A 16,578-nucleotide genomic window follows, 5' to 3' on the forward strand; every position below is an offset into this window, starting at 1 on the left:
GCACTTATTTTATTATTTCAACTAGTTCTTGTACTACATTAGGATCTATTTCAGAAAAACATGATTTTGCTTCTCTTACCGCTGTACCGACATGTGCTTGCGAAATTCCAGTTTCATCTAGCAATCGCTTTATATTTTCTTTCGTCACGCCAGCTCCAGCTACAAGCTGAATTTGACCATCACTTACTTTTTGCATTTCTGTAAGCACCGGAATATTGTCTACTATATCTCCTTGTCCACCTGAAGTTAAAACGTGAGTTACTTTATGAAACTTCTTTAAAGTTCTCATCGCTTCTACTGGATTTTCTATATCATCTATCGCACGGTGGTACGTTACATTCATTCCATCTACAACAGATAGTAAATCCGCTAATTTCTCTTCATCTACTTCATTTTGTTCGTTTAATACGCCTAATACTACACCAGCTGCTCCTAACTTCTGCGCAACTATAATATCTTCTTTCATCATTTCAATTTCTTCTTCCGTATATGTAAAAGACTTCGCATGCGGACGAATCATAACATGAATTGGTATACTCACCGCTTCTACCGCTTTTTTTATAAAAGCATAACTTGGTGTTAAACCACCTTCTGTATAAGATGAAATTAATTCAATCCGCTTCCCGCCAGCACTTTCAATTCTTTTTACATCTTCTAAACATGTTGCAATAACCTCTAGCATGAGATGACCTCTTTTCGTGCTTTTTTCTTATTATAACATTAGTAAAAATAAGAAGCCTAGCTTTCTCCTTTAAAACTTAAAAAAGAAGAATGAAAAGAAAGATTTTTTATTGGCAACGATTATTGGTAACATCCTATTATTCATGTACACTCCTACCATAATGAAAAAGCCCGTCATTTTGACGGACTTTTCTAATTTCAAGCTTTTCTTTCCTCAGTTTTCATATCAATGCCTAATTGATCTTCCAATAACTTTACACCTTTCTTTGTAAGATGGACAGCTCGGTTCTTATCCGTTTTCGTAATCCATCCTTGTTCAAAAAGCAGTTTTGCAATTGCAGACCCTAGCCAACCAGAAATATGGTAACGCCGTTCACTCCAATCAAGGCAAGGTTTTGCAAATACCCTCCTTTTTGTATCTGCCTCATCAACATTTATTCCAAAATTCAGAAACCATTGTTTACCTTGTTCTGTTACAATGTATTCTCCATCCCCTAAAATTATAAATTTCCTATCTAGTAATTTTTCAGTTATCTCTACACCGAGTTTGCCTGCAAGATGATCATAACAAGTTCGAGCATAACGAATTTGTTTTAGTTGACCTGATTGTTTTAAAGAGCGAACTTGAACTGTTGGTGCGATTGTCTCTAACTTTTCAAGCACTTCTGCAACTTCTTGATTAGCAAGTCGATAGTAACGATGTCTACCATGTTGTTCAACTGTAAGTAGATTCCCCTCTACTAATTTAGAAAGATGAGAACTAATTGTTGGATGTGACACTTTTGCCATATAAGCCAATTCGCTAGCAGGTAGTGCCTGATTATTCATTAGACAATCTAAGATGATTGCTCTTGTAGGTTCAGCAATTAGTTTAGCTATATATGAGATATTCGGATATACATTCATATTTCGATGATACCCTAACTGTTAAATTGATACAATTATTTTAAGTTTAATAGTAAAGAAGAATTTATTATGAATGCAATTGATCTTAGTATATTAAATTTGAAAGAGACGAGAAGGCGCTCAGAAAAATTATGGAATTCTCTTCCCGATAATTTTCTTAATTGGAGGCCTGATAATGAGGCTATTTCTTTTGGTGAGATGATTCGTCACGTATGGAGCTCAACTTTTTACTATCATATGATTTTAAAAAACAACGGCTCAATAAATGATATACATTTCCCGTATGATGAAGAGCCAATTACTTGTGTAAAAAAGGAAATTGAATTGGCACAATCATACTTTACTGACTTCATAGAGTATGTTCAATCCATAAACATAGCAGAGCTAGATTCAACCCTTATCGATCGAAGCGATGTTGGCTATCAAAGATATTTAGGAGACATGCTATTACGAATTGCCTATCATGATGCGGTCCATGCAGGTCAATTTTTACAATATTTACGAATGATAAACTTAGAAAGACCATTAATTTGGGATTAAATACGAAAAATGTTTATACAGCCTTCAAACTGGCATTACAACAAGAATTTTTCAACAAGAAACAATCACAAAACCATGATAATCATTTATATTAAAAACCTACATCTCAACCAAGTACTTCATACACATAAAAAGCACGGATTTGATCACTAATCAAACCCGTGCTTTCAAAACAACTATTTTATCCATAAACAATAAAATATAAGCTTTAAAAACTACGACCGAAACGCCGCATCCGCCAGCATAGACAATGTTGCATCATCCATCGGTGGATTGTGTAATCCTGCTCTGACGTTTAAATAGTAACGATGGAGCGGATTTTTTTCTGATAAGCTTTTTGCTCCTACGATGCGCATTGATTTATCCACTATGGATATCGCCGCATTTGTTACGGCGTATTTCACTGCCGCTAATTCTGCTTGCAGTGACAGTTTATCTTCTGCCTCATCGTATTTTTTCGCAATTTGATATAAAAAGACGCGAGCTTGCATAAGCTCGAGTTCTAATTTTCCAACTAATCTTCTAACATTCGGTAATAAACTAATAGAATGGTTTAAACTATTTGGTCTGTATGATCCCGCAAACTGAACTGCATAATTTCTTGCTGATTGTGCAATTCCTAAATAACATGCTGGTATATGTAGCAACCAGCCAATACCCTTTTGTTTCACTTTCCCGCCTTTTACATCCGTAAAAAAGCGGTTGTCTATCTCTACATTTTGTAAGAGAAGGTCGTGGCTAGCAGTCCCTCGCATTGCAACGCTATCCCACGTTTCTTCAATAGACACACCGAGTGTATTTCTTGGAATAACAAACTCACCAACTTCTTCTTGGCCTTCCATACTTGCTGAAATAATAAAATAATCAAGTACTGGCGCCATCGTTGTAAAAGTTTTTCTTCCATTTATAACCCACTTCTCGCCTTGTTGAACCGCAATTGTTTCTGGTTTGCCGCCACGCGTCGGACTCCCTGTTTTCGGTTCTGTTGCTGCCCTGTTAAAGAGCGCACCATTACGTACTTCTTCGCAAAACCATTTGAACATCTCATCATTCCAAGAGCGATTTTCCGCTAGCTCCTTCACAATGCCAAGATGCCAGCCAATCGATAATGCAGTAGCTCCACAGCCTTCCGCGATTTTCTCTTGAAATAAAACGAAGTCATATAAAGAAATGGCACTACCACCAAATTCCTTCGGTAACGTTAATTTCGTATATCCGATATCTTTCAAATCATTTATATTTTCATACGGAAATGATCCTAATTCACTTAGCTGATGCTCCCTTTCCATGAACTTCGGAATCAATTTATTTATTTTCTCAATAATTAAAGACTGTTCTTCTGTTTCAACAAATGAGAGTGCCATACTATAATCTCCTTTATCCCGCTATTTGCGGGCAGTAAAACTCCCACCTAAAAATTCAGGTGAAGCAAAGGAAGTTAGGCGGGAGATCAACTGCCCGTAAACGCCCGATTGGTTCAACTAATAATCAGTGAGAAACCCACCCACTGATTAAAGTTTCACTTTATGCTCGATTCATAAACCGTTCATTTTGTCATTATGATTATATGAAGCTACCTCTCTATTGTTTCACTATTCCGATAAAAATACAATGTTTTTGACTAATAAGAAAAGTTCCTATTTAAGGATAGATCCTTTTCTTATATTAGTCCCCCTTCAATGCTTTTAACGGCAAAGAGGTTACATATCCAATATACGAGAATAATTCTTTAAAGAAGAATGGTATTTCTGTATCTAACGTTTTATATGCTGATGTCGGCGTTGGTGAAGCATATGCTTCAATATTAATATGTTTTGCGATTCTCATTGCGCGTTTCATATGAAGTGGATCACTTACAATCGTGTATGTGTGTATTCCGTTCTCTATTCCAACTTGCTTCGCATTCTTTAAATTTTCTTCAGTGAAAAGGGATTTTGTTTCAATTAAAATATCTTCCTCTTTTACACCTTGTTTCATTGCATATACTCTTGCAGTACGTGCTTCCTCAAGTTCTGCCTCGAACTTTGTACCACCTGTAAAAATAATCTTTTTAATATTTCCGTTCCTATATAAAGAAATCGCATGATTAATTCTTTCTTTAAATACAGGAGATGGTTTTCCGTTCCATGAAGCTGCGCCTAGTACGATACCAGCATCCGTTTTCACGTCATCATTTGCTTTAAAACGATAACTCCAAATATCATAAGCTGCATAACTTACATATAAAATAGCAGAACAAATCATTAGTAAAAATACTTGAAAGATTCGTCTTTTCTTACTCTTCTTATTTTCTTTCATTTGTAATTGCCTCCGTACATCATCCATACTTCTATAAAAAACATTTATATCAAATCGTTTTGTTTGAGTTTATTTAAAAGAAGGAACTTTACTTGTTATTTATATATAAAAGGGTTTTCATTTAAAATTGAGGATTATCAATTCATTTTCATTTGCGGTATTCATTACATTTTTTTAAATTCATAAGTTTATTACCATACAACTACATTGTAACGAATTTTTTCTCAGAAGGGAACGATGAAACAAAAGGAATTAAAATAAAGTAGCATTTTGTAAGAAAAAAGGTATATTTTTCATATCTCACGAACAATATACCTTTCAAAACACGAATTATACCTTTTCTTTATATAACTGTAATTTTTCTAACAATTGTTCTTTTACGCCTGGCCATTCACTCGAGATAATACTGTACACCACCGCATCTCTCACATAACCATTCGGTAATTTTCTTTCATTTCTAAGCACACCCTCTTTTACTGCGCCTAACCTTTCAATTGCTCGTTGTGCTTTTTCATTTCTTGCATCCGTCTTAATTTGTACCCTAAGCATATGCAGTTTTTCAAAAGCATACTGGAGAAGCATATACTTACACTCTGTATTTATACTCGTACGTTGCACACTCGGATGATACCACGTTTGCCCTAACTCAACTGTCTTATCTTCTACTGAAATATTATATAAACGTGTACTTCCTACAATCTTATTCGTCTGTTGATCTACGACTACCAAAGGTATTTGAGTACCTCTTCCGTAACCCTTTATCGCTTTTTGAACGTATTGTTGCATATCTTGCACACTATCCATTTTAGAGATTAAATACGCCCAAATATCCCGATTTCCTTCTACAATCGAAAACAAAGTTTCGACATCAGTATTATCCATTAACCGCAACTTTGCTCTTTCGTGAATAATTTCCATTTGTAAGCCCCCTTTGTTGTTACTATAACATACCATCTATATCGTTTTATTAATATATAAAAATATTTTTTCGTAAACGTGTAGTACATCTAAAAATAAAAAATGCGATGCCTTTATTCAAGCATCGCACTTATAATTTCGCACTACCTACGATTTTACAATAAATATTCATTTACACAAGTTAGTAAACGTCATATATTTAGAACTTACATTCTAGTTCAAAGCAACAAATAAGCAATCGGCGTAATGATAAGCAACGTTAAAATCGTTCTCTGCACATACAGAATAATAAGTTCAGATACTTTTAACGGAATATCTGTTGATAATATACAAGGAATGGAAGCGGAGAAAAACAGTATAGATGATACGGAAACAACTGCAATGACAAACTTTGTCACAAGTGGCGCACTTACAACTAATAATGACGGTAAAAACATTTCTGCAATACCAACTGATGCGGCTTTAGCGGCTAAGTCTGCTTCTGGTAATTGTAATAGCCATGTAAACGGATAGAAAATATAACTGATCCAATCAAATATTGGCGTAAACTTCGCTAAGACGATACCAATTAATCCTACTGACATAATGGATGGTAAAATTCCCATCGTCATAATAAATCCGTCTTTTAAATTCACTGCAATATTTTTCATAATGCTCGGTGCAGACTTTGATACTTCTAACGCATCTTCCCAAGCACATTCTAACATTTTCTCTTTATAAACAGGCTCTGGGAACCCTTCTTCTGTTACATATGTATCTGGTTTTCTACTGAGGGGCGGGATTCTTACGGTGATAGCAGTCACGATGAATGTTACAACAAGCGTAGTCCAAAAATAAACATTCCATAAATGCATAATATCTAATGTTTTTGCGATGATGATCATAAATGTAGCGGATACTGTAGAAAATCCTGTAGCGATAATCGCCGCTTCTTTTGTGGTATACTTTCCTTCTTTATACACGCGATTCGTAATAAGGAGGGCAAGCGAATAACTTCCAACGAAGGACGCAACTGCATCGATTGCCGATCTCCCCGGCGTATTCCATAATGGCCTCATAATCGGACGACAAAATGTACCGATAAATTCAAGCAATCCATATCCGACTAATAACGCTAAAAACGCCGAGCCAATTGGAACGAGCAAACTTACTGATATGACTAGCTTCTCATACAAAAACGGTCCAACATCTGGCGCAAAGAACCAAGCTGGTCCTACTTTTAAACAATATAATATGCCAAAAACAACGCCAACTACTTTTAAAATAGAAAAACAAATGTCTACGATAGATGCATTCCATTTCTTCGTATAAAATGGATAAATTGCACCAATTGCCATAACAAATAATGCATAATAAGGTACTACGTCAGGAACCGAAGCCCTAATCCACGATACGATGTGATCAATCATAATAGACGATGCACCGTTTATCGTAACAGGAACGAAAAACATAAACACTCCAACGAGACTAGCAAGTATAAACCGGAGAATAATCCCCTTCTCTCGCCCTGCCTTAATTATATTGCTCTTTAATTCAATTTCACTCAAAATTCGACACCTCCTATTATCTAAATATTCTGTATAATTATGTTATATTCCTTCTTTCCGTTTCTACTATTTAATCATATGAAAAAACCTATTTTGAAATAGGCTTTTCTATTCCCCTTTATAATCATCCACAATCACTTGAATGATACGATAAGATTCTTCTGCCACCCTCTCATTACTATCCTTATTTGCGTCATATGTAATTAACGCCTTCCAAAGTGCCCATCCTCTCGCTCTATTCCATGTTTCTTCGTCCATACGTAACACTTCTTTAAATACGTTTCTACTATTTTCATCAAAAAATGTCCAAGCCATCGCCGCATCACATGCAGGATCTCCTACTCCTAAAATACCAAAATCAATTACAGCACAAAGCTTTCCATCTTTAACGAGTAAATTCCCTGGCGCTACATCTCCATGAACCCAAACTGGCTTACGGTCCCATGTTGAACTAAGTGCTACATTCCAAAGGTGCTTTAATAATGCCTCGTCAAAAACATCCTTATTATTTTCAATAGCAACTCTCGCCTCTTCATCATATACCGATATAAGTCCGCCCCGGTAAAAATTATGTGTTCCAGCTAAAGGTCCGTTACTCGCATCAATAGATTGCAATTCTACTAAAAAAGATCCTAAATCCGCTGCAAATTCATTTAAATCACGAACTTTTTGTTTCGTAACTGTTTCCCCCTCTATCCACTTATTAATAGACCAAGGCAATGGATACGCTTCAGATGGATTTCCTTTCGCAAGTGGGGTAGAAATCGGTAAAGAAAGCCTCTTACTTAATAGTGGTAACCACTTATTTTCTTTCTCTACTTGCGGTGCATATGCCACATCACTTGGCAATCTTACACTCATCTCATCCCCTAAGTGAAACGTCCTATTATCATGCCCACTAAACTTTACAGGTTTCACTTCTAAATGGGCCCATTCGGGAAACTGTTCCTGTATTAACTTTTCAACTAAACTTACATTAATTAGATGCATTCACATTCTCCTTTTCTTTTGAAACTTACTAAGCCCATCCGTACTTCCAACATATTCAAAACCATTTTTCTTATAAAAATCATTCAACGTACGATTATGCCCCACACAATCTAACTTCAAATACTCTTTATCACATTGCACATTCTCTTCTACCCACTGTAAAATCCATTCGCCTATTCCATTTCCCTTATACTTCCGTTTCACCGCAAATCTATGAATATATAATGAATTAGAAACTTCCTCTTTACCAAAAATATGTTCATCCCATTCATTTTGTTTAGGAGAAACTGTAACCGTACCAACTATTTCATCTTCTTTCAGAACAACATATGTATATTTTTCTCTTATACATTCTAGTATTTCAGCCGTAGCTTCCTCTCCTAAAAGATACTGCCACTGATCCACTTCTTTATATTGTAGCCATTGCGCTACTTCTTTTAATAAAAGGAGAATACTATCACTTTCAATTTCAGTAGCAATTCGAATTTCATGTTCTTTACTTATATTTCTCTCCATATTGCCGTTCCCCTTTCAAATTGCTACCATACTGACAAATGCGTCCTTCCATCATTTTCATCTATAATATATTCTACATAAAATCCTTGATTCACTGCGTTTTCATACATCATTTCAATCTCTTCTTGGTTTTTCGCATAAATTTGTATATACTCACCATCCGCTACTAATACGACTACTTCACACTTACTCTCCTTAAATTCTTCAAATGTTGCAATTTCTCCTAGTACCTCTCCTTTTGGACATGCTTTTAAATCTAAAAATAAAAGATAATATATGTTATCTTTTATTAGCTTTTTTAATTCTGATCCTTCCATAATCTCGTTATCTTCTGAAAATAACTCTGAACCTAATTCATTCCCTATTATTATATAAGCTTCCTCCCTTCCCATGACTTGCCAATCAAATACAGTAATATCAATTGGCTTTAATACTTTCCAAAGTAAATTATCATATCCATCTAGAATATCTACTGTAATCCCTCTTTTCATATGCTTGCTCCTAACTTATTCATTTTCATTTCATACATTATATATCAAATGTAATTACTATATTTTGTCGATACATATGTACATCATAAAAAAACCGCTCCACTACTAGCGAAACGGTTTCCTTCTGCTTACATTTAAATATTTCATTCAATTGTTGCACTACGTTTTAAAATATTTTTTAATATATGCACCACATCAGTCGTTCATTCTTAATGCTCACTTCGACTTCACGAAGTAATATAAAAACCATACTGCATGATTTTGTTCATCCGCAGCTATTCTCCGCAACAACTCTTTCAGATGTGCATCCGATGTCTCATCTGAAATTTCCAAATAAAAATCTACTGTTTTTTGTTCATCTTGTATAGCGAACTCTAATCCTTGTAAATACGTATTTGGGCAGTCTTCAGTAATTTGTGGTTTTGGCTGCCTACCAGTTAAACTCGTATAAATTTGTACAAAGTTGTGGAAATGCTTTATTTCATCATTACGAATTTCAAGAATTTGTTTTTGTTCTACTTGATTTGGAGCCATATTCGCTAATTTTGCATAGCAGCTTATAGCGCTATACTCTCCGTTTATAGCTTTTTCAATATCACTAATCAACTTATCATTTTGTCTATACCAATCATAATAATTCGAATTATACATCGTATCCCTCCATACTTTCGCTTAACATTTTATGCATTTAGAAATAGTAGGAGCCTGTGTATATAACGGGACGACTTTAGATTGAAAGTAAAGTTTGAGAAAAGGGTCTATTTTGCAAAGGAATTGCTTATTCATAAAGTGAAACTATAATCAATGGGGATTTTACTACACGGCAAATAGCGGATAAAATATCACTATTTTTTTGTACGCTGTTGCTATAAATTCGCGAATGAATCAGGTTTCCAACCAGATGTGGTGTTGAGATGCGAAGCTATTATGAATCCAGTCATATAACTAGGAGGTACCACTATGCCATCTTTATTTAAACCTATGGCCTTCCAGCTGAAAACCGAAAGACTTGAGCTTAGTATGTGGGAGGAATCCGATTCCGTTTGGCTGAGCAAATTAATTGGCGAACGTGGTGTGGACATTCCAGCCGTTGATTCCGTTCGTAACCGGCTCATTGAGATGCGCAAGAAGGCAGAGGAAAATGGCATTTCCCTTCTCACTATTCGAAGGCGCAATGAAGGCGATTTCATCGGATACTGCGGCTTAATTATCGGTCGTTCCACACTTGAAGAGCCGGAGATTGCATACGAGTTGTTCCGCAGCGCCCATGGTAAAGGTTATGCAACTGAGGCGGCATCCGTTGTACTGGACGCTGCGATTGCTACTGGGCGCCATAGACTTTGGTCGACTGTAGGCACTTGGAATATCGCTTCACTCCGGGTACTAGAAAAGATAGGATTTAAGCGTCATCACAGTACGTGGGATGATGAACGTGGTGAGATTGTTTGGAACGTACGCGATTTTTAGAGATTCCGACTTAATTCTAAGGCGACAACAGCAGATACTCATTCTTCAGCTTTTAGATTTCATCACAAAAAAGCCGTTTCACTAATTTAGTGAAACGGCTTTTTTTAAGCGTTCAATTCTGTTTTATGCCCTTTTACTACACTACGTTTGAATGTAGTTGCTAATATAGTAACCATACTTACTATACCAATCCAAACGAGTACAGTAACAGGTGTATTCCAGCTTAATCCTTTTCCGAAGAAGAAGATTTCTCTTAGGCCTTCAATCATAAATTTCATTGGTAACCATGAGTAAACCCAGTCTTGATAAAACGGAGACAACATCTCAGGTGCTAACGATAATAACGGCGCTCCGAAGAATAGTAATAAAGCGAATAAACCGATTCCTTTTAGTCCAACTAATGAAAGTACCGCAGATATCATTAAGAAGAAACTAAAAGAAGTAATAGATAAGAATAGAGCTGTATCCGTGAAGTTCGAAATATTTAACCCTACCATCCCATCTGCAATCCATGTAAGACCAAACCCAATTACAAGTGTCGCAATAGCCCCTGTTACGATTTGTTTTACTTTTAACAGAAAGTTTTCTTTTCTTGAGCTTACTGGCATTTTACTAATCGCAATAAAAATAATCGCTGCACTAGCTAAACTTGCAATCCATAACGGTTGGAACAATGATATTGGTGAGTTACCGTTCGCACTATTTTTGCCGACCTCATTCACATTTTTCACGTTCTTTACAATAGGTGTTACTAATTTCTCAGCTTGGTCTGTTGTTACAGTAGCTCCTTTTGTTTTCAACCCTTCTAATATTTGTGTACGGACATTATTGTTCATATTATCAACCACGCCATTTAATATTTGTCCTGCCATAGTTGATGCAGCCGTATTCATTCCTTGATTAATATATATTTCTATCTCAGGTGAAGATGGCTGTGGTGTTCGTAACGATGCTTGTTTTGCACTAAATTCTTTCGGAATGACTAACGCTGCATAATACTCTTTATTATTTAGCCCTTTTTGAACTGCTTCCTTATTCTTCACTTCTACCCACTTTACCGCAGGTTCTTCATCTGATTTCGATGATTTTTTCACCGTATCAACAATTGTTTGCCCCATATTCATTTTCGGTTGATTTGGAATTTCTACACCTTGATCCTCATTTACAATTGCAATTGGCAAGTTTTTCGGCTGCGGTTGAACAGTTGGAAATAACGTTAATGAAAAAATAAAAACAACAAGCAGTGCAATAACTGGTGATAAAAATAAAAGTTTATTTTTAAACATTTTCTTTTTTCCTCCTTTAATTTGATTTATAATAATCAACAACGTGTTGTTTATTTATATTTTGAATTATATGTTCGAGTTGAACCATATACAATAATCAAAAATCGGGAATGTGTCGGTTATAAGACACATTTTCTAAATGTGTTGAGTAAAATTAAGGAGGGACATGCGTTGCGCGATAGCAATTTAGATTTGCGTGTTGTTCGTACGAAAACCGCCATACGAAATGCATTGGTGGAGCTAATTGAAGAAAAAGGTTTTGACGCCATTACAGTGAAAGATATTACAACGAAAGCAAACATTAATCGCGGTACTTTCTATGCGCACTATCAAGATAAATTTGATTTAATGACAAAATGCCAAGAAGACATTATGTACGAGTTTTCTAAAATTGCCAAACAGAAATTCCCGGAAGTTATTGCTGATCTTGGAACAAATCCTTCTCCAACAATGCCATTTATACTTATCACTTCTATTCTTGAATTTCTAAATGAAAATAGTGATTTTATGAGAGCTGTGCTTAGCCCAAATGGAGATTTATCTTTCCAAACAAAACTGAAAGATTTTATGTGGAAAACATTATTTGAAGATACGAATGGTCCTCTCATTAATAAGGAAAATTTACTTGTTCCAAGCGAATACTTAACTTCTTATATGGCATCTGCACATATAGGTGTCATACAGCAATGGTTAAATAATGGACAAAAAGAAACACCTGAGGAGATTGCTCGCTTTTTATCAACTATTGCAGTTCATGGACCTTTTTATGCGGCTGGTTTAAAGAAATAAGTCAGCTATATAATAAAAGAGCATCCACTATAATAGTGGATGCTCTTTTACTTACAACACTTCAATATACCCTTCTGTTCCATGTATCCGAATTCGTTGACCGTCTTTTATTCGTTTCGTAGCATTCTCTACTCCGACGACTGCTGGTAATCCATACTCACGTGCAATTACTGCTCCGTGCGTCATAAGCCCACCGACTTCTGTTACTAACCCTTTTATAGAAACAAACAAAGGTGTCCAGCCAGGATCGGTAAATGCCGTAACTAATATATCTCCCTCTTCCAAATTCGCGTCTTCCATATTTAAAATAACGCGTGCTCTCCCCTCAATCACTCCAGAAGAAACAGGCAAACCTACTATTGCTTCAGCTGGGAGATTTTCTCGTTTATATTTACCTGTAATGATTTCTCCATCAGACGTCATAACTCGCGGCGGCGTTAGTTTTTCATATAATTTGTACTCATTTTTTTGCTTATGAATAAGCTCGTAATCTAGTTTATTTGTGCGGACGACTTCGTGAAGTTCTTCAAAAGTTAAGTAGTATATATCATCGACTTCATGAATGACCCCGCTCTGCACAAGTTGCTTAGCTTCTTTCAATAACGCCTGCTTATATATAAAATAACGATTAATCATGCCGTATTTTGGATATTCACGATAACCGATACAATTACGGATGTTGCGAATCATTCGCTTCGTTTCTTCTACTTTTTGTTTTCCATCCGGCAAGTCTTGTAATCGATCTACTAACTCTTCTTCTTTTTTCAAAGCTTCCTGTAGTCCTTCTTCAAACTTTCGCTTACTAGCGCCAGCTTCAAAGTCTCTTATATTATTTAAAATCATCGGGATAATGATTGTTGGCTTTTCACTCCAGCGCGTTTTCGTAATGTCGATTTCTCCGCTGCATCTCATTCCATATTTGCTTAGAAACGCCTCGATTGCATCCCGAACTTTTTCCCCGCCTTTAAACTGAACTAATTCATCTAAAAAGCTGTCATCTTCTACATGCTGTAAATACGCAATGACTTCTGGATACGGCCGAATCACATCTGCAACATCTAATAATGCTAAACCCATTTCTGAAGTAATATTATTTTGTACGGATTGAGAAAGTGTATCTGCTGCATTTTTTTCACCTAGCCATTGCTCCATCTTTTCATTCATCCATGTTGAAGCATTCATACCAGCCATAATAACAGCTATACTTTGCGGGTTAAATAATACTTTCTTTAATTGCTGGATGTCTTGCAAAATAAAATCAAATACATCCACACCTGATTTCGTTTGCATGTTTCGTTTTAACTCTTCGATTGATTCTTGACTATTCTGTATTAAATTCGTAACGATTGCCGTATTATTTTCGATTTCTGTTTGCGAACTTGCAGGTTGCTTACTTTTACTAGCACTCTTTCCTTTTTCATCATCCGGTAACAATTGAATAAAATCATCTCGCTCGATTATAGTCGTTAATGCATCTCTTACGAGTGGATCCGATTTTCCTAAAGTGTTTATTAAGTAATCTCTGCTAGCAGGTAAAGCTAATTGTTGCGTAGCATCAACAAATAACCTGCCTCCCGCTTTACGCATAGGTGCACTAGTCGTTAACAAGAAAAAAGATAACCCAAGTGGTTTCATCGCATCGGTCATCATTTGTTGGTGACCAACCGATATATACACATGATTTTCCCCATCATTTACTCCTGGAATTGGATATAAAGTCGTAATCGGCCTGCTTTGGACTATATAAAATGTATCATCAACTAAACACCATTCAATATCTTGCGGACAACCAAAATAAACTTCGATTTGTCTTCCGATGCGTGCTAGTTGTAAAATTTGTTGTTCAGTAAGTGTTTGAACTTTTTGCTGATTAGGAGCAATTTTCTTTGTCTCTGTTCCGCCTTCTTTTCGTCCATAGATGGCTAATTTTTTCGTTGCGATGACCTTTCCGACGATTTCATCTTCTTTTACCTTATAATTATCGGCAGAAACCAATCCAGATACTAGCGCCTCGCCAAGTCCAAAGCTGGCATCGATTGACAACACCTTCCTATTCGAAGTAATCGGATCGGCAGTAAATAAAATCCCTGAAGCCACAGGGAAAACCATTTTTTGAACGACAACACATATAGAAACTTGATTATGATCAAAAACGTTTTGCATTCGGTATATAACCGCTCGATCTGTAAATAAAGAAGCCCAGCATTTTTTAATATGCTGCAAAATGCTTTCTTTTCCAATAATATTTAAATACGTATCTTGTTGACCAGCAAACGAGGCATATGGTAAATCTTCAGCAGTAGCACTCGAACGCACTGCATACGCATGTTCATCGCCAAAGCGAGAGAGATGATGAGCTACTGATTCCACTACATCAACTGGAATTTCCACCGCCATAATGACTTCTCTAATCTTCTTACTAATTTCACAAATTTGATCTCGTTCCTCAATTTTTAGCATCGTTAGCTGCTGCAACAAAATTTGAAGCCCTTCATTTTGCTCGATGGCCTTTTCATACCCTATCGTTGTAACACAAAATCCTTCTGGCACTTGTATCCCTTGAATGTTGGATAACTCCCCTAAATTCAAACCTTTTCCACCGACAAGTGAAAGGTACGTGTTTTCTATTTCCTGAAAATCGAGAACGAAAGAACTCATGTAACATCTCTCCTTACTTTACTTGTGTTCTTGATTGTATCAGTAGTAAATGAGAAGAAACAGTCTATTTCGAACTTGATTTACATGATATAATTAAGTTAGGAAGAGATAATCTTTTTTATTTATCCCCTCGAATTCACTTCAATTATATCTCCAAACTTAAACATTCTTTGATTACGAAAAGCATCGGTACAAGTAATCGTCTTATTTAATGGATTTATATCAGCTACTGTTATGTAATTTTTGTATAAACTTACATTATAATATCCAGATGAATCTTTTATTAACTCGTAATCCCTCCTCAAAAAATAGTAGAAACTACAATTGTAAAATCAATATTTCCTGTTTGCACTTTATATAAATTGATATGAATCTCTCTTAATTCTAGGACTAAATTATTGTTTTTTAATCCCACATTAATTCTTTTCTCAAATTCGCCAAAATGAATTTTCAAGATTAGGGAACTATAATGTCGTATTAAAATATATTAAGGGGGAGAAAAATTGGACAATGAAATGAATTATGGAAGTGATTACAAGTTTATTCCAGCAACTTCAATTGAAAGTGGTCATGGCATTGAAGTATTGCCTGATTTATTTTGTTACACGATTCAAATCGTCAATATATGCTTTGCTGGAAATCCTGAGACCAATGATTTTGTTTTAGTTGATGCTGGAATGCCTAAATGTGCAAATAAAATTATCTCTATCGCTGAGGATCGATTTGGTACCAATAGTCGCCCAAAAGCCATTATTTTAACTCACGGCCATTTTGATCATGTTGGGGGAATAATTGAACTCATCAAGTATTGGGATGTTCCCGTCTATGCACATCAGATGGAGATACCGTTCCTGACCGGACAACAAAGCTATCCAGAACCAGACCCTACAGTTGAAGGTGGTATGGTAGCAAAAATGTCTCCTCTGTTCCCAAACGAACCAATTGACTTAGGAAATAACGTAAAAGCGCTACCTACCGATGGAACTGTTCCCCATATGCCAGAGTTTAGATGGATTCATACACCAGGACATACTCCAGGGCATATTTCATTATTCCGAGAAAAAGAACGAACTTTAATTGCTGGGGACGCTTTTGTTACAGTGAAACAGGAGTATCTGTATAAAGTAATAACTCAAGAACAGGAAATAAGCGGTCCGCCTCGTTATTTAACAACAGACTGGAAAGCCGCTAAAGAGTCAGTTATTAAGCTAGAGAAGTTAAAGCCTCTAACCGCTGTTACTGGACATGGGATACCGATGTCGGGTGAATTGCTATCAACAAGCCTCAAAACACTCGTTCAAGAATTTGATAAAATCGCTTTACCCGATTATGGAGAATATGTAGACTAAAAGATACATTAAGCATGAAAATAATTTTTATTCTTATATTTAAGAAACAAAATCAAAACGGAAAAAATTATTAAGTTTAATAAAAAACACTGTACTTAGGCAACATCTCTATTATTAGAATAGAACTACGCCTTGTGAATAA

At 35.8% G+C, this 16,578-nt stretch carries 16 protein-coding genes; 4 read left to right on the forward strand and 12 right to left on the reverse strand.

From position 1 onward, the window contains the following. Nucleotides 1–4: 4 nt before the first annotated feature. Nucleotides 5–682 carry a copper homeostasis protein CutC gene (locus tag ACLBXA_RS07390; protein WP_000895107.1) on the reverse strand — a complete coding sequence of 226 codons (678 nt, stop codon included), beginning with the start codon at nucleotides 680–682 and terminating at the stop codon, nucleotides 5–7. A 197-nt stretch (nucleotides 683–879) separates the two neighbouring features. Then, entirely contained in the window at nucleotides 880–1,587 is a 708-nt protein-coding gene (locus ACLBXA_RS07395; RefSeq protein ID WP_001103797.1) for an ArsR/SmtB family transcription factor, read from the reverse strand. A gap of 69 nt (nucleotides 1,588–1,656) precedes the next feature. On the opposite strand from ACLBXA_RS07395, the gene ACLBXA_RS07400 reads away from it, so the two are divergent. Then, nucleotides 1,657–2,127 (forward strand): DinB family protein, encoded by a 471-nt coding sequence (locus ACLBXA_RS07400; protein WP_000991277.1) that lies wholly within the window; start codon nucleotides 1,657–1,659, stop codon nucleotides 2,125–2,127. 215 nt (nucleotides 2,128–2,342) lie between these two features. Here ACLBXA_RS07400 and ACLBXA_RS07405 read toward each other — a convergent pair whose 3' ends face one another. From ACLBXA_RS07405 to ACLBXA_RS07440, 8 genes are all read right to left on the reverse strand, one after another. Beyond that, nucleotides 2,343–3,491, reverse strand: coding sequence for an acyl-CoA dehydrogenase family protein (locus ACLBXA_RS07405; RefSeq protein ID WP_081143305.1), 1,149 nt, complete (start codon nucleotides 3,489–3,491; stop codon nucleotides 2,343–2,345). Between the two features lie 301 nt (nucleotides 3,492–3,792). Beyond that, nucleotides 3,793–4,425: a YdcF family protein gene (locus tag ACLBXA_RS07410; protein WP_000662217.1), complete on the reverse strand. Its 633-nt coding sequence runs from the start codon at nucleotides 4,423–4,425 to the stop codon at nucleotides 3,793–3,795. Between the two features lie 330 nt (nucleotides 4,426–4,755). Further along, nucleotides 4,756–5,343: a GNAT family N-acetyltransferase gene (locus ACLBXA_RS07415; RefSeq protein ID WP_000402591.1), complete on the reverse strand. Its 588-nt coding sequence runs from the start codon at nucleotides 5,341–5,343 to the stop codon at nucleotides 4,756–4,758. A 218-nt stretch (nucleotides 5,344–5,561) separates the two neighbouring features. Further along, nucleotides 5,562–6,890 (reverse strand): YjiH family protein, encoded by a 1,329-nt coding sequence (locus ACLBXA_RS07420; protein WP_001289409.1) that lies wholly within the window; start codon nucleotides 6,888–6,890, stop codon nucleotides 5,562–5,564. 108 nt (nucleotides 6,891–6,998) lie between these two features. Next, a complete protein-coding gene (locus tag ACLBXA_RS07425) occupies nucleotides 6,999–7,880 on the reverse strand; it encodes an aminoglycoside phosphotransferase family protein (protein ID WP_118961880.1) in 882 nt (293 codons plus the stop codon). Continuing rightward, a complete protein-coding gene (locus ACLBXA_RS07430) occupies nucleotides 7,881–8,396 on the reverse strand; it encodes a GNAT family N-acetyltransferase (RefSeq protein WP_000440746.1) in 516 nt (171 codons plus the stop codon). It lies immediately after the preceding gene. Between the two features lie 23 nt (nucleotides 8,397–8,419). Beyond that, nucleotides 8,420–8,887, reverse strand: a complete 468-nt coding sequence (locus ACLBXA_RS07435) for a DUF2691 family protein (RefSeq protein WP_063675504.1) — start codon at nucleotides 8,885–8,887, stop codon at nucleotides 8,420–8,422. 216 nt (nucleotides 8,888–9,103) lie between these two features. Then, complete coding sequence (locus ACLBXA_RS07440) at nucleotides 9,104–9,538, reverse strand: ferritin-like domain-containing protein (protein WP_000282834.1); 435 nt, start codon at nucleotides 9,536–9,538, stop codon at nucleotides 9,104–9,106. Nucleotides 9,539–9,847: 309 nt separating this feature from the next. Here ACLBXA_RS07440 and ACLBXA_RS07445 point away from each other — a divergent pair, with 309 nt between their 5' ends. After that, nucleotides 9,848–10,354 (forward strand): GNAT family N-acetyltransferase, encoded by a 507-nt coding sequence (locus tag ACLBXA_RS07445; protein ID WP_063675505.1) that lies wholly within the window; start codon nucleotides 9,848–9,850, stop codon nucleotides 10,352–10,354. A 104-nt stretch (nucleotides 10,355–10,458) separates the two neighbouring features. Here ACLBXA_RS07445 and ACLBXA_RS07450 read toward each other — a convergent pair whose 3' ends face one another. After that, complete coding sequence (locus ACLBXA_RS07450) at nucleotides 10,459–11,640, reverse strand: YhgE/Pip domain-containing protein (protein WP_063675506.1); 1,182 nt, start codon at nucleotides 11,638–11,640, stop codon at nucleotides 10,459–10,461. 171 nt (nucleotides 11,641–11,811) lie between these two features. On the opposite strand from ACLBXA_RS07450, the gene ACLBXA_RS07455 reads away from it, so the two are divergent. Then, nucleotides 11,812–12,429: a TetR/AcrR family transcriptional regulator gene (locus ACLBXA_RS07455; RefSeq protein ID WP_001205690.1), complete on the forward strand. Its 618-nt coding sequence runs from the start codon at nucleotides 11,812–11,814 to the stop codon at nucleotides 12,427–12,429. A gap of 51 nt (nucleotides 12,430–12,480) precedes the next feature. Here the strand turns inward: ACLBXA_RS07455 and ppsA are convergent, their stop codons facing one another. Continuing rightward, the gene (gene ppsA, locus ACLBXA_RS07460) at nucleotides 12,481–15,087 is read right to left on the reverse strand and encodes a phosphoenolpyruvate synthase (protein WP_000094220.1); all 2,607 of its coding nucleotides are present in this window, start codon (nucleotides 15,085–15,087) and stop codon (nucleotides 12,481–12,483) included. A 503-nt stretch (nucleotides 15,088–15,590) separates the two neighbouring features. Here ppsA and ACLBXA_RS07465 point away from each other — a divergent pair. After that, entirely contained in the window at nucleotides 15,591–16,436 is an 846-nt protein-coding gene (locus ACLBXA_RS07465) for an MBL fold metallo-hydrolase (RefSeq protein WP_447617155.1), read from the forward strand. Nucleotides 16,437–16,578: the final 142 nt, after the last annotated feature.

Source organism: Bacillus sp. D48C (assembly GCF_053345735.1).

What these genes read in the sequence shown, in the direction of transcription:
- ACLBXA_RS07435 (WP_063675504.1), bottom strand. Translation starts at nt 8,887, where the DNA reads ATGAAAAGAGGGATTACAGTAGATATTCTAGATGGATATGATAATTTA.
- ACLBXA_RS07440 (WP_000282834.1), bottom strand. Translation starts at nt 9,538, where the DNA reads ATGTATAATTCGAATTATTATGATTGGTATAGACAAAATGATAAGTTG.
- ACLBXA_RS07430 (WP_000440746.1), bottom strand. Translation starts at nt 8,396, where the DNA reads ATGGAGAGAAATATAAGTAAAGAACATGAAATTCGAATTGCTACTGAA.
- ACLBXA_RS07405 (WP_081143305.1), bottom strand. Translation starts at nt 3,491, where the DNA reads ATGGCACTCTCATTTGTTGAAACAGAAGAACAGTCTTTAATTATTGAG.
- ACLBXA_RS07450 (WP_063675506.1), bottom strand. Translation starts at nt 11,640, where the DNA reads ATGTTTAAAAATAAACTTTTATTTTTATCACCAGTTATTGCACTGCTT.
- ACLBXA_RS07415 (WP_000402591.1), bottom strand. Translation starts at nt 5,343, where the DNA reads ATGGAAATTATTCACGAAAGAGCAAAGTTGCGGTTAATGGATAATACT.
- ACLBXA_RS07400 (WP_000991277.1), top strand. Translation starts at nt 1,657, where the DNA reads ATGAATGCAATTGATCTTAGTATATTAAATTTGAAAGAGACGAGAAGG.
- ACLBXA_RS07395 (WP_001103797.1), bottom strand. Translation starts at nt 1,587, where the DNA reads ATGAATGTATATCCGAATATCTCATATATAGCTAAACTAATTGCTGAA.
- ACLBXA_RS07410 (WP_000662217.1), bottom strand. Translation starts at nt 4,425, where the DNA reads ATGAAAGAAAATAAGAAGAGTAAGAAAAGACGAATCTTTCAAGTATTT.
- ACLBXA_RS07425 (WP_118961880.1), bottom strand. Translation starts at nt 7,880, where the DNA reads ATGCATCTAATTAATGTAAGTTTAGTTGAAAAGTTAATACAGGAACAG.
- ppsA (WP_000094220.1), bottom strand. Translation starts at nt 15,087, where the DNA reads ATGAGTTCTTTCGTTCTCGATTTTCAGGAAATAGAAAACACGTACCTT.
- ACLBXA_RS07445 (WP_063675505.1), top strand. Translation starts at nt 9,848, where the DNA reads ATGCCATCTTTATTTAAACCTATGGCCTTCCAGCTGAAAACCGAAAGA.
- ACLBXA_RS07390 (WP_000895107.1), bottom strand. Translation starts at nt 682, where the DNA reads ATGCTAGAGGTTATTGCAACATGTTTAGAAGATGTAAAAAGAATTGAA.